The following is a 15,817-nucleotide window of genomic DNA, read 5'->3' as shown; positions in this document are numbered from 1 at the left end:
GAGCCCGGGATGCTGGTGGTTCGGGAGGTCGCGGTCTCGGGCTACCGCTCGCTGCGGCGGATCAGTTTCCCGGTCGACGCGCTGTCGGTCTTCGTCGGGGGCAACGGCACCGGCAAGACCAACCTCTACCGGGCCCTGGAGCTGCTGCAGGCCGCCGCCCGGGGAACCCTGACCCGCGACCTCGCCGCCGAGGGCGGCATGGATTCGGCCCTCTGGGCCGGTCGCCGGCGGCAGGGCGAGGCCGCGCGGATCTGCCTGTCGGCGACCCTCCGCCACGACACGATCGCGCAGGATTTCGTCTACGCGGTCGAGATCGGGCTGGTGCAGCAGGTCGGCGGAACCACCTTCGGCGCCGCCTTCCGGAAGGAGCCGCAGGTCAAGACCGAGCGCCTGACGGTCCGCACCCGCGGCCGCACGGCCGTGATCCTCGATCGCGACGGGCGAAGCGGGTTCGTCCGCGACGCGGAGGGCCGGAAGCGCGCCCTCGGCGGGGACCTGCTGCCCACCGAGACCGCCCTCGGGAGCCTCCTCGACGCCACCGGCCATCCGGAGATCGCCGCGGTCCGCCTCGCCCTGACGGGGTGGCGCTTCCACCACGATTTCCGGACGGATGCCGAGTCGCCCCTGCGTCGCCCCTGCCTCGCGGTGACGACGCCGACGCTCGCGTCCGACGGCGCGGACCTCGCCGCCGTCTTCGCCACCCTGGCGCATATCCGGCAGGACACGACCGAGATCGACGCGGCCGTCGACGGAGCCTTCCCGGGCGCGGCGCTCGTCCTCCCGGAGCCCGGCCGTCACGCGAGCTTCGGCCTGCGCTTCCCCGACTTCCCCGCCCGGACCTTCGATCCGCCGGAACTGTCGGACGGCACCCTGCGCTACCTCGCCCTGACCGGAGCGCTGCTCGGCTACCGGCTGCCGCCGTTCATCGCGCTGAACGAGCCCGAGACCAGCCTGCATCCCGATCTCATGGATCCCCTGGCGCGGCTGATCGCGCGGGCCGCGGAGCGGACGCAGGTCTGGCTCGTGACGCATTCGCAGCGGCTGGCGGCGGGGATCGCGCAGCACGGCAACGTCCGGCCGCGCACCGTCATCAAGCGCGACGGCGAGACCTGGATCGACGGCCTCAAGCTCTCGGGGGAGTTCGACGAGGCGGACGAGGCGTGACGATGGTCAACCTGGTCGCGCTGCCTTCCCCACGGGCGCGGCCGAGAGACCCGGGTGACGGCGCCACGCAGGCCGTCGCGCCGTCGCAGATCACGGCGCCCGCGATGACCGAGGCCTCAATCCTTGTCGAGGGTGAGGTCCGGCGCCTCGGGGTTCTTCATGCCAACCACGTGGTAGCCGGCATCCACGTGGAGGATCTCGCCGGTCATCCCGGCCGCCATGTCGGAGACGAGGTAGGACGCGGTCTCGCCGACCTCGCCGATCGTCACGGTCCGGCGCAGGGGCGCGTTGTACTCGTTCCACTTCAGGATGTAGCGGAAATCGCCGATGCCCGAGGCGGCGAGGGTCTTGATCGGGCCGGCCGAGATCGCGTTGACCCGGATGTTCTTCGGTCCGAGATCGGCCGCGAGGTAGCGCACCGACGCCTCCAGCGCCGCCTTGGCGACGCCCATGACGTTGTAGTGCGGCATCCACTTCTCGGCGCCGTAATAGGTCAGCGTCACCAGTGAGCCGCCCGGGCGCATGATCTTCTCGGCGCGCTGGGCCACCGCGGTGAACGAGTAGCACGAGACCAGGAGCGACTTGGTAAAGTTGTCCTCGGAGGTCTCGATGTAGCGGCCCGTCAGCTCGTCCTTGTCGGAGAAGGCGACGCAGTGAACGACGAAGTCGATGCCGTCGGGGAAGACCTTCGCGGCCTCCGCGAAGACCGCGTCGATCGTGGCCGACTCGGTGACGTCGCAGTGCCCGATCACGTGGGCGTCGAGTTCCTTGGCGAGGGGCTCCACGCGCTTGCGCAGGGCGTCGCCCTGGTAGGTGAAGGCCAGTTCGGCCCCGTGGGCGCGGGCGCTGCGGGCGATGCCCCAGGCGATCGAGCGGTTGTTGGCGACCCCGAGGACGATGCCCCGCTTGCCCGCCAGAAGGCCCTGCCCGTGTTCCGCCATGATCGATCCCGAAGCCGCGCGACCCCTCTCGGGGCCGGGGGGCCTCCTTAGCGGAGGCGGCCCGGCGACGGAAGTCCGGGACGCCACCGAGCGCGGTCAGGCGCGCCCCGAAGACTGTTCCCGCCCGTCAGGCCGCGTTGGTGGCCCGGCGGCCGCGGGCGAATTCGGTCAGGGCCGCGTCCTCGCCCTCCGGCAGGACGATCGCCGTGGTGGCGAACAGGTCCCCGCGGGTGCCGTCCTTCTTCGGCAGCCCCTTGCCGCGGAGGCGGAAGGTCCGGCCGGAACTCGTCATTGCCGGAATCTTCATCTCGACGGCGCCGGTGAGCGTCGGCACGCGGATCGTGCCGCCGAGCACGGCATCCTCCAGCGGGACGTCGACGCCGGTGCGCAGGTCGGCCCCCTCGACGGTGAACCGCGGGTGCGGCCGGATCCGGATGGTCAGCAGGGCGTCGCCCGGTTCGGCCCGGGGCCCGCCGCTCTGGCCGAGGCCGCGCAGCCGGATGGTCTGGCCGTCGACCACGCCGCGGGGAATGACGACGTCGACCTCACGGCCCGTGGGCAGAGCGAGACGCAGCTTCTCCTCGCTGGCGACCTGCTCCAGCGTCACCAGCAGCTCCGCGGCGACGTCCTCGCCCTTGGCCGCCTGGCGCTGGCCGCCCGGACCGGCGCCGCCGGCGCGGAACGCCTCGCCGAAGATGTGCGAGAAGATGTCCTCGCCCATGCCGCCGCCCATGCCGCCGCCGCGCTGGGCGCGCGCCATGTTCTCGAAGTCGAAATTGCCCCCGCGTCCGCCGCCGAAGCCTCCGAATCCCTCGAAGCCGGTCGCGCGCGGCTTGCCCTCGGCGTCGATCTCGCCGCGGTCGAACTGCTTGCGCTTCTCGGCGTCGCCCAGGATCTCGTAGGCCGAGTTCGCCTCGGCGAACCGGTCCTTGGCCTTCGCGTCGTTCTTGTTGCGGTCGGGGTGGAAGTCCTTGGCGAGCTTGCGATAGGCCTTCTTGATCTCGGCCTCGCTCGCCCCCTTGGCCACGCCCAGCACGTCGTAGGGATTGCGCATGGATCTCTTGGCTGTGCGGTTGGCTGTGCGATGTGGGTTCGCGACCGGGATGTGGGATGGATGTTGCATCCCTGCAACGGTCCTGGCGGCGAAAGTCTGCGGGTTCGTGCCGAACGTCAAGCGGCCGGTCTCGCCGCGGCTCCGCGCCGGCCCTATCGTCGGACCCGGCGCGCAGCGGCGCCTCCGGCGCGACGGCACCGGGGGCCGCACCCGCCCATGTCATCCGGGGCCGGAGAGCCGATGCACTACGCCTGCGACCACCTCCACCTGCGCAGCCGCGATGCCGTCGCGGCCGCTTCCTTCTACGTCGAGACGTTCGGGGCCCGGGAGGTGAAGCGCGTCGGCGCGGACCCCGTGCAGCGGGTCGTGCTCGACCTCGGCGGCCTCGCCGTCTTCATCGAGCAGGCCCCGGATGAGATCGCGCCGGCGACCGCCACGCCCTGTCTCGGGATCGAGCATGTCGGGCTGCGCGTCGCCGACATCGAGGCCGCGATGGCCGATCTCATCGCCCGGGGCGTGACGGTGCGGACCGGCATCACGGCGCGCGGTCCCGACCTGCGGATCGCTTTCGTGGAGGGACCCGACGGCGCGCTGATCGAGATCCTGGAGCGGAAGCCCCCCTGATGGCGCCGAGAGCCGGCCGCCGCCGCGCCCTGGCCGCGGCGCTCATCGCGTTGCTGGCGGCGTCCGGCGGGGCGGCGGCGCGCCCGTTCACGGACGCGGCCGGCCGCACGGTCGAGCTCCCCGAGCGGGTCGGGCGGGTGCTCGCCGCGGGACCGCCGGCCGCGGTGCTGCTCTACACCCTGGCGCCCGACCTGATGGCCGGATGGGTGAGCGCCCCGCATCCCGCGGCGATGCCCTTCCTCGAGCCCCGGACCCGCGCGCTCCCCGCCTACGGTCGCCTCACCGGGCGCGGCGGGACGGCGAATGTCGAGGCGTTGCTCGCCGCCAAGCCCGACCTGATCGTGGATTCGGGCAGCCTCGGGCCGACCTACGCGTCGCTCGCCGACCGGGTCCAGGCCCAGACCGGGATCCCCTACATCCTGCTGGACGGCAGCCTCGCGAAGACCCCGGAAGCCTATCGGCAGCTCGGCGCGGCCCTGGGCCGTCAGTCCGACGCGGACGCCCTGGCGGCGGAGGCCCAGCGTCTCGCCGACACGGTGGAGCGCGCCGTCGCGGCGGTCCCGGAGGAGAAGCGGCCCCGGGTCTACTACGCGCGCGGGCCGCGCGGGCTGGAGACGGGGTTCGCCGGATCGATCAACACCGAGCTGGTCGAGGCCGCCGGCGGCCGCAACGTCGCGCAGGACGGTGGCGGCCGCCTCGGCAACGTCTCGCCCGAGCAGGTTCTCGCCTGGAATCCGGACGTGATCGTCACCCTCGATCCGGCCTTCGCGGCCGGGCTGAGCGCCGACCCGCTGTGGCGGGACGTCCGGGCCGTACGGAGCGGGCGGGTCTACGTGGCGCCGCTCCAGCCGTTCCCGTGGTTCGACGCGCCGCCGGGGGTCAACCGGCTGATCGGCCTGCGCTGGCTCGCGGCCCGGCTCCATCCGGACCTGTTCCCGCAGCCGATGCCCGACGTGGCGCGCGCCTTCTACAGTCGCTTCTACCACGTCGACCTCGATGCCGGTCAGGTCGCCGCTCTCCTCGCCCCGACACCGGGCTCGGCCCCGGGCCCGGCCCGGTGAGCCGCGTCCCGGCCGCCGCCGTGATGATCCGGGCGCGCGCCCGACGCCGCCTGCCCGCTGCGCTGTTGTCCGGGCTCGCCCTGCTGGCGCTGACCGCCCTCGCGCTGGCTGTCGGCAAGTACCCGGTCGCGCCTGCGGACCTCGCCGCCATCCTCGGGCACCGGCTGCTCGGGCTGCCGGCCCGGGCCCCGGCGACGGCGGAGACGGTCGTGATGCAGGTGCGCCTGCCGCGGGTGATCGCCGCGCTGGTCGTGGGCGCGGCCCTCTCGGCGGCGGGGGCGACCTACCAGGGCCTGTTCCGCAACCCGCTGGTCTCGCCCGACATCCTCGGCGTCTCGGCCGGCGCCGGGCTCGGGGCCGTGCTCGGGATCTATCTCGGCCTGCCGGTGGCCCCGATCCAGGCCCTGGCCTTCCTGGGCGGGCTCGGCGCCGTCGCCGCGGTCTACGGCGTCGGCCTCGCCGTGCGGCGGCACGATCCGGTCCTGACCCTGGTCCTGGCCGGGGTCGCGGTGGGGGCGGTGCTCGGAGCTGGCATCTCGCTCCTCAAGGTCCTGGCCGATCCCTACAACCAGCTGCCGGCGATCACGTTCTGGCTCCTCGGCAGCCTATCCTCGGTCACCCTCGGCGACGTCGCCGCCACCCTGCCGATGATGCTGCTCGGCCTCGTGCCCCTGGTGCTCCTGCGCTGGCGCATGAACCTGATGAGTCTCGGCGACGCGGAGGCGCGGGCCCTCGGTGTGGAAACTCGGTTGCTCCGTCCCGTCCTGATCGCCGGCGCGACCCTGATCACGGCGGCGGCCGTGGCGATGACCGGGGTCATCGGCTGGATCGGGCTGATCGTGCCGCACGTCGCTCGGCTCCTGGTCGGGCCGGATTACCGCCGCCTGCTGCCGGCCTCGCTGGTGCTCGGCGCGGGCTACCTGGTGCTGGTCGACCTGATCGCGCGGAATCTGGGCACCGTCGAGGTGCCCCTCGGCATCCTGACGGCGCTCGTGGGGGCGCCGTTCTTCCTCTGGCTGCTGGCGTCCGGGCGCCGGGGCTTCAGCTGATGCTGCTCCAGGTCCGGGACCTCGCCGTCGGGTACGGCGGCCGCACGGCCGGCCGCACCGTCGCCCAGGGCGTGTCTTTCGACCTCACCGCGGGCGAGGTGATGTGCCTCGTCGGGCCGAACGGCGGCGGCAAGACCACGCTGTTCCAGACGCTGCTCGGCCTGCTGCCGGCCCGCGCCGGGCGGGTGATCCTCGACGGCGCCGATCTGTCGCGGCTGTCGCGGGTCGCCGTGGCCCGCGCGATCGCCGCCGTGCCCCAGTCGCACGCGGCGTTCTTCCCGTTCACGGTGCGCGAGGTCGTCGTGATGGGCCGGGCGAGCCGGCTCGGCCCGTTCGCCGCCCCCGGTCGCGCCGACGTCGCGGCCGCCGAGCGGGCTCTGGCCGCCCTGGGAATCGGGCACCTCGCCGATCAGGTCTACACCGAGATCAGCGGTGGCGAGCGGCAGCTCGCGCTGATCGCGCGGGCTCTCAGCGGCGAGCCGCGGCTCCTCGTCATGGACGAGCCGACCGCCAGCCTCGATTTCGGCAATCAGGCCCGCGTCCTCGGGCAGATCCGCCGCCTCGCCGAGGCCGGCATCGCCGTGCTGTTCTCGACGCACGATCCCGGCCACGCCCTGCTCTGCGCCGATCGACTCATCGCCCTGCACGCGGGCCGCCTCGTCGCCGACGGGCCCGCCGCCGCGACGGTCACGCCGGACCTGCTGCGCCTGATCTACGGGATCGACGTGGTGGTGGCGCCGGTGCCGGGTCTCGCGGCGCCGGTCTGCGTGCCGGTCGTCGACTGACCGCGCGCCGGTCCCTCACCGGAGTCGCGAGAGCGTCTCGGCCGGCTCGGTCCGGCGGTTCGTGTCGGCCCCGTAGGCCGCGCCGAGCACCGCCTCGCACTGGATCCGCACGCGGGCGTGGCACTCGCAGGCGGCGTTGGAGACCGCCCGGCGGTCGAGGATCGTGATGCGCCCGCGGCCGACCCGGACGAGGCCCTGCTCCTGCTGCACCCGCAGGATCCGGGTGAGGTAGGTGCGCTGGACCCCGAGCATGGAGGCCAGCAACTCGTGGGTGATCGGGAGGGTGTCGCCGCCGGTCCGGTCCTGCAGCGACAGCAGCCAGCGGAGGCAGCGCTGCTCGATCGGGTGCAGGGCGTTGCAGGCCGCGATCTGGAACAGCTGGGCCAGGAAGCAGTCGGCGTAGCGCGCGAACAGGTCGCGGAGCGTCTCGGATCCGAGCGCAGCCTGCCGGAGACGCTCCGCGTCGAGGCGCAGCGCAGCCCCGCCGACCTGCACCAACCCGCTGACCGCGGCCGGCAGCCGGCCCTCTCCGATGATCCCGCCGATCGCACCCTCGTGCCCGACGCTCGCGATCTCGGCCGTCCTGCCGTCCCGCGTGGCGACGATCAGCGCCACGACAGTCTGGACGTGGGGGAAGATCACGTGGCTCGCCGCGACGCCCGCCGAGAGCGCCGTGTCGCCCTTGGCGAAGGTCACCGGCTCCAGATGGGGCGCGATCAGGGCCCGGTCCGAACCAGACAGCGCGTCGAGGAGCAGGTTGCCGGTGGAGGCGGCAGAGTCGATCGGCATGGGGGACGGAGAGGTGCGGGAGGAGAGTTTCCCGTCAGGATCCTCTCGAGGCTCGCCCGCCGGTGCGCGGGCCCGTCAGCCATACCCCGCGCTCTGCGCCCCTGAACTAACCTAGGTTTTGCCGAAGGCTTTCATCTACTTATCCGTGCAGAGACCCTGCTCCGAGAGCCGCTTGTGCTCGCGCGGGTCGCAGTCGGTGGCCAGGAACGAGGCCCACTCGGACGGCGTGCCGTAGAAGGCGTTGCGGTCGACGTCGCCGCGCACGCCCGGGACCCGGCCCGTGGAGGTGAACTGCCACAGCATCCACTTGCGGTTGACGAAGCGCTGCTCGGGCTCGGCCGCGGTGGAGCGCAGCCAGTGCGGGTAGTCGGGGAGCTCGCCCTCCAGGACGTCCTTGTGGAAGGTGATGTCGGTGTAGATGATCGGGCGCTTGCCGGTGTAGCGCTCCATCTCCTCGAGCATCTCGGTGACCATCGCCAGGGCCTGGGCCTTGGGCAGCTTCTTCGGGCAGGTCTGCGAGTGGCCGTTCCACTCGACGTCGAGGACCGGCGGGAGCGCGGTGGGGTCGTTCGGGACGTTCTTCTTGAACCAGTCCATCTGCTCCCTGGCGGAGCGGCACCAGAACACGAAGTGGTAGGCCCCGCGCGGCACGCCGGCCCGGGCGGCGGCGTCCCAGTTGGTCCGGAAGCGCTCGTCGACGTGGTCGCCGCCCTCGGTGGCCTTGATGAAGGCGAACTGGGTGCCGGCGGCCCGGACCGAGGCCCAGTCGACGTTGCCCTGCCACTTCGAGATGTCGATGCCCTGGATCGGGTGAAGCTTGGCCTTGGCCACGCCCGGATGGGGCTTCACGTCGCCCTTGGTCGGGTAGAAGTCGTTGTTCGACGCGCAGGCCGCGAGCCCGGCCAGGATGGCGGCGGCGGCGAACCGGCCGGCGAGGCGACGGGCCGGCCTCAGGCGTTCGCTCAAGTTCCGAGCGACTTCCCCGAACGGCGACCGCGAAAGCTCTAAAATCCGCGACATCAGTGTTTAGCCCGCCACCGAAGAAGCGCCACAGACAGGCGTATTCGATGGCCCCGGCGCGGTTAACGGAGCTTTGCGATCATTGCGGCGGAATTCCGGGACGCGTTGCATCCCCGCGACATACGGCGCCGATCCCCGGCTGGTTCACAGGCCCGCATCCGGCTAAGTCGCGGTTCCGCAACGCGAGTCCGGACGGGACACCGTGAGTAAGCAACTCTTTACCATAGGCTACGAAGGCCTCGACCCGGAGCGCCTCGTCGGCGTCCTGCGCTCGGCCGGCGTCGCGGTGCTGGCGGATGTCCGGGCAGTGGCGAATTCGCGCAAGCGCGGCTTCTCGAAGGGCGCGCTCGGCACGTCCCTGCGCGAGGCCGGGCTCGGCTACGCGCATCTGCGCAGCCTCGGCACCCCGAAATCCGGCCGGCAGGCGGCGCGGGCCGGGGACGCGGGGCTGATGCGCCGGATCTACTGCGAGGAGGTGCTGGATACCGCCGCCGGGATCGCGGCGCTGGACGAGCTCGCCGCGCTCGCCGAGGCGTCGCCGATCTGCCTGCTCTGCTTCGAGCGCGATCCGGCCGGCTGCCACCGGCGCGTGCTGGCCGAGCGCCTCGCGCCGCGCGGCTTCGTGGTCGGCGATCTCTACGGCTGAGCGGGCCTCACCGCCCGGACAGGGGCTGCTGCGCGCGCATGCCGAGCGCGCCGGCGAGGCGCCGGACGGGCCCGAGGGCGGCGGTCAGTCCCCGCGGCGCGGCCCTGCGCGGCGCGCGCGGTCGGCGCCGGTCGGCGTCCGGGACCGGCTCGACCGGCAGGTAGAGCGTGTCGAAGAAGGACATCTCCAGGAGAACGGCGCCGTCGTCGTCGGTGATCACCATCGCGGCCTCCATGAGGCGCGGGTCGCCGCCGTGCTGACGCATCAGCCCCTGCACGATCGTGCGCGCGGTCGACCGGGCGGCCTCGGCATCCTCGACCCACTGGGCCGCCGAGGCCGGGAGCGAGGCGTTGCCGAGGCGGATGGTGAAATGGGCGCGGACCATGGAGCGCTCCTCGGAGGGGCCGGCGGGACACCGCCGGCAACGGGTGTCAGGCGGCCTGAGCGTCGTCCAGCGGATCGCCGGCGGTATCGGCGGCGGGCTCGGACCTGTCGGCCGCGGATTTCGGATCGAAGGCGTCCGCGAGCAGGCCGAGGCGCCGCGCCATGTCCCGCACCTCGTTGAGGGCGATCGACTTCTGGCCTTCCTTCACCGCCCGCGTGATGTCGCTGACCTGTGTGGTGGCGATCCGCTTCAGTTCGTCGGCGAGCTGCTGGCTGGTCATCATCGCATCCGGACTCGGCTTGTCGGGCTGAGCCGGGACCGTGAGGCGGCGGGGCTTACCAAGGCGTTTCCCCGAGCACCCAGGCCTGTGGACAAGCTTGGGGATCCGCGGCCACCGCAACCCTGCCGACCGGTTCGCGAGCGGGCTCAATCCTGCAGGTGCCGCGCCGCGATGATCGAGGCGGCCGTGCGGTTCTCCACACCGAGCTTCGCGTAGATGCCCTCGAGGTGCTTCGTCACGGTCCGGTGGCTGAGCCCGAGGATCTCGCCGATGTCGCGGCTCGACTTGCCCCGGGACAGCCAGAGGAGAACCTCCGCCTCGCGCCCGGTGACCGGCAGGCGCGCCCGCAGCCGCTCGACCCCCGCCGACAGCGCGTCGCGCGACAGGCGGAGCAGGATCTCGTCCGGGGTGCGGCCGATGAAGCTCAGGGCGTAGGCGACGCCGTCGCGATCGGTCAGCGCGAGCGGCTGGGCGGCGCCGGCGAGGCAGCCACGCAGCCAGTCGCGGGCGCCGGCGGGCAGCGCGCGGGCGCCGGACGGATCCGCGCCGAGTCCGGCGAGCAGACGCCCGGCCTGCGGCGTCGACCACAGGACCGTGCCGTCCTCGGCGACCGCGAACAGCGTCCTCCCGGCGGTGTCGAGGGCGGCCCGGGCGCTCTGCGCGGCGCGGGCGCTCGCCAGATGCACGCGGATCCGGGCCAGGATCTCGTCCGGGGCGATCGGCTTCGTGACGTAGTCGACCCCGCCGGCGGAGAGCCCCTTCACGATGTGCTCGGTCTCGCTCAGCCCGGTCATGAAGATCACCGGCACGCCGGCGAGCTGCGGCTTGGCCTTGAGCCGCCGGCAGGTCTCGAACCCGTCGAGGCCCGGCATCACCGCGTCGAGCAGGATCACGTCCGGCGTGATCTCGTCCACCAGGGTCAGGGCGAGATCGCCGCCGACCGCGACCAGCACGGTGGCGCCGGACCGCTCGATCGCCTCGGTGAGGAAGCTCAGCGTATCGGGTGAATCGTCGATCACAAGGACGATGTCCCGGTGCGGCTGAACCGTCGGCGCCTCAGCCATGGCGGGCGAGCTCCTGCAGGACCGAGAGGTAGCGGCGCAGGTCGTACCCCTCGACCAGTCCGCGCATGCGGGCGACGAAGGCGGGCGGCACGGTCGCATCCGCCTCCATCTGAGTCAGCTTGGCCTCGATGGCGCGGATGTGCCCGATCCGGCCGAGGCGCAGGAGTTCGCCGACATGTTCGGGCCCCGGTCCCGGGAGGTCCGCGGCGGCCGGGACGGGCTCGGGCCGCGCCGGCGCGGCGGCCTCGGTCCACTCGAGGTGCAGGAGCTTGCCGATCCGCTCCATCACGTCGCGCAGGTCGAAGGGCTTCGCGAAGATCGCGTCGTGGGGGGCGTCGTCGCCGCGGGTCGGGCTGATCTCGTGGACGTTGGCGGACATCATGGCGATCGGGCCGGTATGACCGGCCTGCCGCAACGCCGCCGCCGCCGCCCAGCCGCTCATCCCGGGCATCGCGATGTCGAGGAGGACGAGATCGACGCCACCTTGCGCGACCATCGCGAGGCACTCGGCTCCCGACCCGGCCTCCCGCACGGCGATGCCCTGCGGCTCGAGAATCGCGCGCATCAGCGCGCGGTGGGCGCTGTCGTCGTCGGCGACCAGGACGGTCCGGCGCGCCCCCGCGTAGGCCCGCTCCGGGGACGCCGTCGGCGCGGGCGGGGCGATCGGCGCGGGCTGGGCCACGGAGGCCAGCATCAGGCGCAGCCGCGCCTGCGTGCCGCCGCCCGGGGCGGCCGTCACGGTGATCTCGCCGCCCAGCAGCTGCGCCAGCAGGTTGGCGATGGTCAGCCCGAGCCCGGTCCCCGGCGTGCTCCGGGCGGCCGGGGTCGAGCCGCGCTCGAAGGGCTCGAAGATCCGCGCGAGATCGGCCTCCGGGATGCCCGGGCCGGTGTCGCGGATCGTGAAGACGGCGATCTGGCTCCGGTAGCTCAGGTCCAGCGAGACGGTGCCGGCTTCGGTGAACTTGATGGCGTTCGACAGGAGGTTGAGCAGCACCTGCCGCAGGCGCTTCTCGTCGGTGGCGACCACCGCCGGCAGGATCTCGGGCCTCGAGAACCGGAACTCCAGTCCGGCCTCCCGCGCCTGGAGACGGACCATGTCGACGAGCTGGTCGAGGAAGTCGGTCAGCCGGACCTCGTCCCGGTGGATCTGGAGGCGTCCCGCCTCCATGCGCGAGATGTCGAGGAGGCCGTCGATCAGGCCGGAGAGGTGCTGGGCGCTGCGCCGGATCACCCGCAGGCCGTTGACGCGGTGCGCCGGGATCGCCGGGTCGGACTCGAGCAGCTGGGCGTAGCCGAGGACGGTGGAGAGCGGCGTGCGCAGCTCGTGGCTGATCCCGACCACGTAGCGGCTCTTGGCCTGGTTGGCGGCCTCGGCCCGCTCCTTGGCCTCCTGCAGCTTGGCGTCGGTGACCTTGTGGGCAGCGATCTCGGCTTGGTAGAGCGCGGTCTGGCGCATCGTCTCGGCCTGGGCGACGCGCCGGCTCTCCTGGGCGAGCACGAACAGCCACGCCACGACGCCGAGGATCACCACCAGCGTGAAGAACACGCTGGTCAGCGCCGTGCGCAGGAACTCGCGATTCTCCGGGTGGGCGATCGTCGCGCCCGCGTGCACGATCCCGAGGATCAGCCCGATCACCGCGCAGAGCGTCAGCATCACCGCGAGGTAGCGGCCGAGCGGCGCGCCGATCCAGGCGGCGGTTCGGCCCGGCAGGATCCGGGCGACGGCGGCCTGCGCCTGCGCTTCCAGCCGTCCATGGGGCTTGCACAGGTCGCCGCAGCGGGCGTCGAGCGAGCAGCAGAGGGAGCAGATCGGCGCGTCGTAGGCCGGGCAATGGGCCATGTCCTCGCCCTCGAAGGGCAGCTCGCAGACCCGGCAGACCACCTCGGCCGCGCCCCAATCCTGCTTCGGCGTCCGGGCGAGATACCAGCGCCCGGCCGTGGCCCAGGCGATCGCCGGGGCCGCACAGAATGCGATGGCGAGAGTCAGCAGCGGCGCAAAGGGCTGCAGGGTCGCGCCGAGCCAGCCGACATAGGCCGCGCCCCCGGCCGCGAGGGCCAGCGCCATGGCCCCGGTGCCGACCGGGTTCACAGCGTAGAGATGGGCGCGCTTGAACTCGATGCCCGGCGGCGAGAGGCCGAGCGGCTTGTTGACCGCGAGGTCGGCGGCGAGGGCCCCGACCCAGGCCGAGACCACGGAGGCGTAGAGCGGCAGCGTGCTCTCGATGGTCTTGTCGATGCCGAGCTCCATCAGGAGCACCGCGATGGCGACGTTGAACACGAGCCAGACCACACGCCCGGGATGGCTGTGGGTCAGGCGCGAGAAGAAGTTCGACCACGCGATCGAGCCGGCATAGGCGTTGGTCAGGTTGATCTTGAGCTGCGACACGAGGACGAACAGCCCGGTGAGGAGCAGGGCCGCCCGGCTCCCCTCGCCCGTCAGGTAGCCGAAGGCCACCGCGTACATGCGGGTCGGCTCGGCAGCGTGCTCGGCCGGGACGCCGTGGCCCAGCGCCAGGACCGCCAGCGCGGCGCCGAGCAGGATCTTCAGCATCCCGGGCAGGATCCAGCCCGCGCCCCCCGACAGGACGGCCAGCCACCAGCGGCGGTCGCGGGGGCCCTGCGGCTCCGGCACGAAGCGCAGGAAGTCGACCTGCTCGCCGACCTGGGCGAGCAGCGCCAGCAGGACGCCGGTGGCGAGCCCGAACCGGGCGAGATCGAAGTTGGCCCCGCCGCCGTCGAGGCCCGGGAAGCCGGCGAGCGCCCGCAGCGGCCCCGCGCCCTGCGCCGCCACGAAGATCAGCGGCAGCAGGCTCAGGCCGAGCCAGATCGGCTGGCTCCAGATCTGGAACCGGCTGATCAGCCGGATCCCGTAGACGACGAGGGGAATCACCGCCCCCGCGCAGAGCAGGTAGCCGATGCCGAGCGGCAGCCCGAAGCAGAGCTGCAGCGCCAGCGCCATGATCGCCGCCTCGATGGCGAAGAACAGGAAGGTGAAGCTCGCGTAGATCAGCGACGTGACGGTCGAGCCGAGATAGCCGAACCCCGCGCCCCGGGTGAGCAGGTCCATGTCGACGCCGTGCCGGGCGGCGTAGACCGTGATCGGCGCCGCGGTGGCGAAGATGATCAGGCCGACGACCAGCACGGCCGCGACCGTGTTGGGGAAGCCAGCCGTCAGCGCCAGCGTCCCGCCGATCGCCTCCAGCGCCAGGAACGAGATCGAGCCGAGGGCGGTCTGCGCGACCTCGAGGCTCGACCAGCGCCGCGCCTTCTTGGCGGTGAAGCGGAGGGCGTAATCCTCCAGCGTCTCGTCGGCGACGAAGCGGTTGTAGTCCCGGCGGATGGGGATGATGCGCTGCGGACCGCTCATGGGGTCCCGGCCGGGCCGATCCGACCGCCGGTCCCGGGCGGCAGGGCGCGTGGGCGGTCACGCGCGCGCGAAACATCGCGCACCGGCGCGGTGCCCACACTATTCGCGCTCTCAGCCACCCCGACCTCAAAGTATTCCGCCGCGATGGTGCGACGCATGCAAGAGCACGGCCATACGCAAAATCGCGTATAGGCCGCACCGCAACCCAGGACCTAGCCTGCGCTCGTCGATCCGGACCGCCTCTCAAGGCCCGGACGCGAACAGGGGCAGGCACATGGCAGACGACACCGAGACCGGCGCCGATCACGGCTTGCGCTCCCCGCTGCGGCGCAAACTGCTCATGGGGCTGGCCGGCGCCCCGGCACTGGCGCTGATGCCGCGGTCGGCCTGGGCGGCCCCGCCGACCTCGGCGGTCAACACCACGGGCCTCGCGGTGACCGACAGCGAGGTGACCGTCGGCATCCTGCACTCGATCACCGGCACCATGGCGATCTCCGAGACGGGCGCGCAGGAAGCCGAGAAGCTGGCGATCCAGCAGATCAACGACGCCGGCGGCGTGCTCGGCCGCAAGATCAAGATCATCCAAGAGGACGGCGCCTCCGACTGGCCGACCTTCGCCGAGAAGGCCAAGAAGCTCCTCGTCAACGACCACTGCGCCGCCGTGATGGGCTGCTGGACCTCGGCGTCGCGCAAGGCGGTGCTGCCCGTCTTCGAGCAGTACAACGGTCTCCTCTACTACCCGACCTTCTACGAGGGCCTGGAGCAGTCGAAGAACGTCTTCTACACGGGCCAGGAGGCCACCCAGCAGATCCTCGCCGGGCTCGACTGGGTCCACAAGGAGAAGGGCGGCGACAGCTTCTACTTCATCGGTTCCGACTACATCTGGCCGCGCACCTCCAACAAGATCGCCCGCAAGCACGTCGAGAACGTGCTCAAGGGCAAGGTCGTCGGCGAGGAGTACTTCCCCCTCGGCCACACGCAGTTCAACTCGGTCATCAACAAGATCAAGCTGACCAAGCCGAAGGTGATCTTCGCCGACGTGGTCGGCGGCTCGAACGTGGCGTTCTACAAGCAGCTCAAGGCGGCCGGCATCGACCTGTCGAAGCAGGTGCTGATGACGATCTCGGTCACCGAGGACGAGATCGACGGCATCGGCGGCGAGAACATCGCCGGGGCCTACGCCTGCATGAAGTACTTCGAGTCGATCCAGAACGAGAACAACAAGGCGTTCGTCGCCGCCTTCAAGAAGATGTGGGGCGAGAAGACGGTCATCGGCGACGTGACGCAGGCGGCCTATCTCGGCCCGTTCCTGTGGAAGATGGCCTGCGAGAAGGCCGGCTCGTTCGACGTCGACAAGGTGGTGGCGGCCTCGCCGGGGCTGGAGTTCAAGGGCGCGCCGGAAGGCTACGTGAAGATCGACGAGAACCATCACCTCTGGTCGAAGACCCGGGTCGGCCGGGCCAAGCCCGACGGCCAGTTCGAGATCGTCTACACCAGCCCAGACCTGATCAAGCCGGACCCTTTCCCGAAGGGGTACCAGTAGTCGCGCGGTATGCGCGCCTCCAACACGCGACCTCATCCTGAGGTG

Annotated in this window: 15 protein-coding genes; 7 read left to right on the top strand and 8 right to left on the bottom strand. The window is 72.1% G+C overall.

Annotation, left to right across the window (positions count from 1 at the left end):
* Positions 1–9: 9 nt before the first annotated feature.
* Positions 10–1,164 (top strand): AAA family ATPase, encoded by a 1,155-nt coding sequence (locus ME121_RS18855; RefSeq protein WP_059409450.1) that lies wholly within the window; start codon positions 10–12, stop codon positions 1,162–1,164.
* 116 nt (positions 1,165–1,280) lie between these two features.
* On the opposite strand, the gene fabI is transcribed toward ME121_RS18855, so the two are convergent.
* On the bottom strand, positions 1,281–2,105 hold the full coding sequence (fabI, locus tag ME121_RS18850) for an enoyl-ACP reductase FabI (RefSeq protein WP_012322413.1): 825 nt from the start codon (positions 2,103–2,105) through the stop codon (positions 1,281–1,283).
* A 127-nt stretch (positions 2,106–2,232) separates the two neighbouring features.
* Complete coding sequence (locus ME121_RS18845; protein ID WP_012322412.1) at positions 2,233–3,159, bottom strand: DnaJ C-terminal domain-containing protein; 927 nt, start codon at positions 3,157–3,159, stop codon at positions 2,233–2,235.
* 240 nt (positions 3,160–3,399) lie between these two features.
* Here ME121_RS18845 and ME121_RS18840 point away from each other — a divergent pair, with 240 nt between their 5' ends.
* From ME121_RS18840 to ME121_RS18825, 4 genes are read left to right on the top strand one after another with little or no spacing between them, the layout of a single operon-like run.
* The gene (locus ME121_RS18840) at positions 3,400–3,783 is read left to right on the top strand and encodes a VOC family protein (protein WP_059409449.1); all 384 of its coding nucleotides are present in this window, start codon (positions 3,400–3,402) and stop codon (positions 3,781–3,783) included.
* Entirely contained in the window at positions 3,783–4,844 is a 1,062-nt protein-coding gene (locus ME121_RS18835; protein WP_059409448.1) for an ABC transporter substrate-binding protein, read from the top strand. The genes ME121_RS18840 and ME121_RS18835 overlap by 1 nt, the downstream gene beginning before the upstream one ends.
* Positions 4,845–4,867: 23 nt before the next feature.
* Positions 4,868–5,893: a FecCD family ABC transporter permease gene (locus ME121_RS18830; RefSeq protein WP_043075097.1), complete on the top strand. Its 1,026-nt coding sequence runs from the start codon at positions 4,868–4,870 to the stop codon at positions 5,891–5,893.
* Positions 5,893–6,678 carry an ABC transporter ATP-binding protein gene (locus ME121_RS18825; protein ID WP_059409447.1) on the top strand — a complete coding sequence of 262 codons (786 nt, stop codon included), beginning with the start codon at positions 5,893–5,895 and terminating at the stop codon, positions 6,676–6,678. The genes ME121_RS18830 and ME121_RS18825 overlap by 1 nt, the downstream gene beginning before the upstream one ends.
* A 15-nt stretch (positions 6,679–6,693) precedes the next feature.
* Here the strand turns inward: ME121_RS18825 and ME121_RS18820 are convergent, their stop codons facing one another.
* Both ME121_RS18820 and ME121_RS18815 read right to left on the bottom strand, forming a co-directional pair.
* Positions 6,694–7,467, bottom strand: coding sequence for a Crp/Fnr family transcriptional regulator (locus ME121_RS18820; protein ID WP_059409446.1), 774 nt, complete (start codon positions 7,465–7,467; stop codon positions 6,694–6,696).
* A gap of 135 nt (positions 7,468–7,602) precedes the next feature.
* Positions 7,603–8,487: a glycoside hydrolase family 25 protein gene (locus ME121_RS18815; RefSeq protein WP_012322406.1), complete on the bottom strand. Its 885-nt coding sequence runs from the start codon at positions 8,485–8,487 to the stop codon at positions 7,603–7,605.
* A gap of 202 nt (positions 8,488–8,689) precedes the next feature.
* Here ME121_RS18815 and ME121_RS18810 point away from each other — a divergent pair, with 202 nt between their 5' ends.
* The gene (locus tag ME121_RS18810; RefSeq protein WP_012322405.1) at positions 8,690–9,133 is read left to right on the top strand and encodes a DUF488 domain-containing protein; all 444 of its coding nucleotides are present in this window, start codon (positions 8,690–8,692) and stop codon (positions 9,131–9,133) included.
* A gap of 7 nt (positions 9,134–9,140) precedes the next feature.
* Here ME121_RS18810 and ME121_RS18805 read toward each other — a convergent pair whose 3' ends face one another.
* The 4 genes from ME121_RS18805 to ME121_RS18790 all read right to left on the bottom strand — a co-directional run bounded on the left by ME121_RS18805 (position 9,141) and on the right by ME121_RS18790 (position 14,229).
* A complete protein-coding gene (locus ME121_RS18805) occupies positions 9,141–9,518 on the bottom strand; it encodes a DUF6894 family protein (RefSeq protein WP_012322404.1) in 378 nt (125 codons plus the stop codon).
* A 46-nt stretch (positions 9,519–9,564) separates the two neighbouring features.
* Entirely contained in the window at positions 9,565–9,798 is a 234-nt protein-coding gene (locus tag ME121_RS18800) for a hypothetical protein (RefSeq protein WP_024828046.1), read from the bottom strand.
* Between the two features lie 146 nt (positions 9,799–9,944).
* The gene (locus ME121_RS18795) at positions 9,945–10,862 is read right to left on the bottom strand and encodes a response regulator transcription factor (protein WP_029361375.1); all 918 of its coding nucleotides are present in this window, start codon (positions 10,860–10,862) and stop codon (positions 9,945–9,947) included.
* Entirely contained in the window at positions 10,855–14,229 is a 3,375-nt protein-coding gene (locus tag ME121_RS18790) for a hybrid sensor histidine kinase/response regulator (protein ID WP_059409445.1), read from the bottom strand. The genes ME121_RS18795 and ME121_RS18790 overlap by 8 nt, the downstream gene beginning before the upstream one ends.
* A 274-nt stretch (positions 14,230–14,503) precedes the next feature.
* Between ME121_RS18790 and urtA the strand changes: the two genes are divergently transcribed.
* On the top strand, positions 14,504–15,772 hold the full coding sequence (gene urtA, locus ME121_RS18785; protein WP_029361374.1) for an urea ABC transporter substrate-binding protein: 1,269 nt from the start codon (positions 14,504–14,506) through the stop codon (positions 15,770–15,772).
* Positions 15,773–15,817 lie beyond the last annotated feature (45 nt).

The sequence above is a fragment of the Methylobacterium sp. ME121 genome (assembly GCF_000974725.1).
In the GTDB taxonomy this organism is placed as follows: Bacteria; Pseudomonadota; Alphaproteobacteria; order Rhizobiales; family Beijerinckiaceae; genus Methylobacterium; species Methylobacterium radiotolerans.
This window is presented reverse-complemented; position numbering and strand designations above follow the sequence as displayed.

Excerpts from the sequence above, each read along its gene's own strand:
- fabI (WP_012322413.1), bottom strand. The coding sequence starts at position 2,105 with ATGGCGGAACACGGGCAGGGCCTTCTGGCGGGCAAGCGGGGCATCGTC.
- ME121_RS18805 (WP_012322404.1), bottom strand. The coding sequence starts at position 9,518 with ATGGTCCGCGCCCATTTCACCATCCGCCTCGGCAACGCCTCGCTCCCG.
- ME121_RS18855 (WP_059409450.1), top strand. The coding sequence starts at position 10 with ATGCTGGTGGTTCGGGAGGTCGCGGTCTCGGGCTACCGCTCGCTGCGG.
- ME121_RS18795 (WP_029361375.1), bottom strand. The coding sequence starts at position 10,862 with ATGGCTGAGGCGCCGACGGTTCAGCCGCACCGGGACATCGTCCTTGTG.
- ME121_RS18790 (WP_059409445.1), bottom strand. The coding sequence starts at position 14,229 with ATGAGCGGTCCGCAGCGCATCATCCCCATCCGCCGGGACTACAACCGC.
- ME121_RS18825 (WP_059409447.1), top strand. The coding sequence starts at position 5,893 with ATGCTGCTCCAGGTCCGGGACCTCGCCGTCGGGTACGGCGGCCGCACG.
- ME121_RS18845 (WP_012322412.1), bottom strand. The coding sequence starts at position 3,159 with ATGCGCAATCCCTACGACGTGCTGGGCGTGGCCAAGGGGGCGAGCGAG.
- ME121_RS18840 (WP_059409449.1), top strand. The coding sequence starts at position 3,400 with ATGCACTACGCCTGCGACCACCTCCACCTGCGCAGCCGCGATGCCGTC.
- ME121_RS18835 (WP_059409448.1), top strand. The coding sequence starts at position 3,783 with ATGGCGCCGAGAGCCGGCCGCCGCCGCGCCCTGGCCGCGGCGCTCATC.
- ME121_RS18815 (WP_012322406.1), bottom strand. The coding sequence starts at position 8,487 with ATGTCGCGGATTTTAGAGCTTTCGCGGTCGCCGTTCGGGGAAGTCGCT.
- ME121_RS18820 (WP_059409446.1), bottom strand. The coding sequence starts at position 7,467 with ATGCCGATCGACTCTGCCGCCTCCACCGGCAACCTGCTCCTCGACGCG.
- ME121_RS18830 (WP_043075097.1), top strand. The coding sequence starts at position 4,868 with ATGATCCGGGCGCGCGCCCGACGCCGCCTGCCCGCTGCGCTGTTGTCC.
- ME121_RS18800 (WP_024828046.1), bottom strand. The coding sequence starts at position 9,798 with ATGACCAGCCAGCAGCTCGCCGACGAACTGAAGCGGATCGCCACCACA.
- urtA (WP_029361374.1), top strand. The coding sequence starts at position 14,504 with ATGGCAGACGACACCGAGACCGGCGCCGATCACGGCTTGCGCTCCCCG.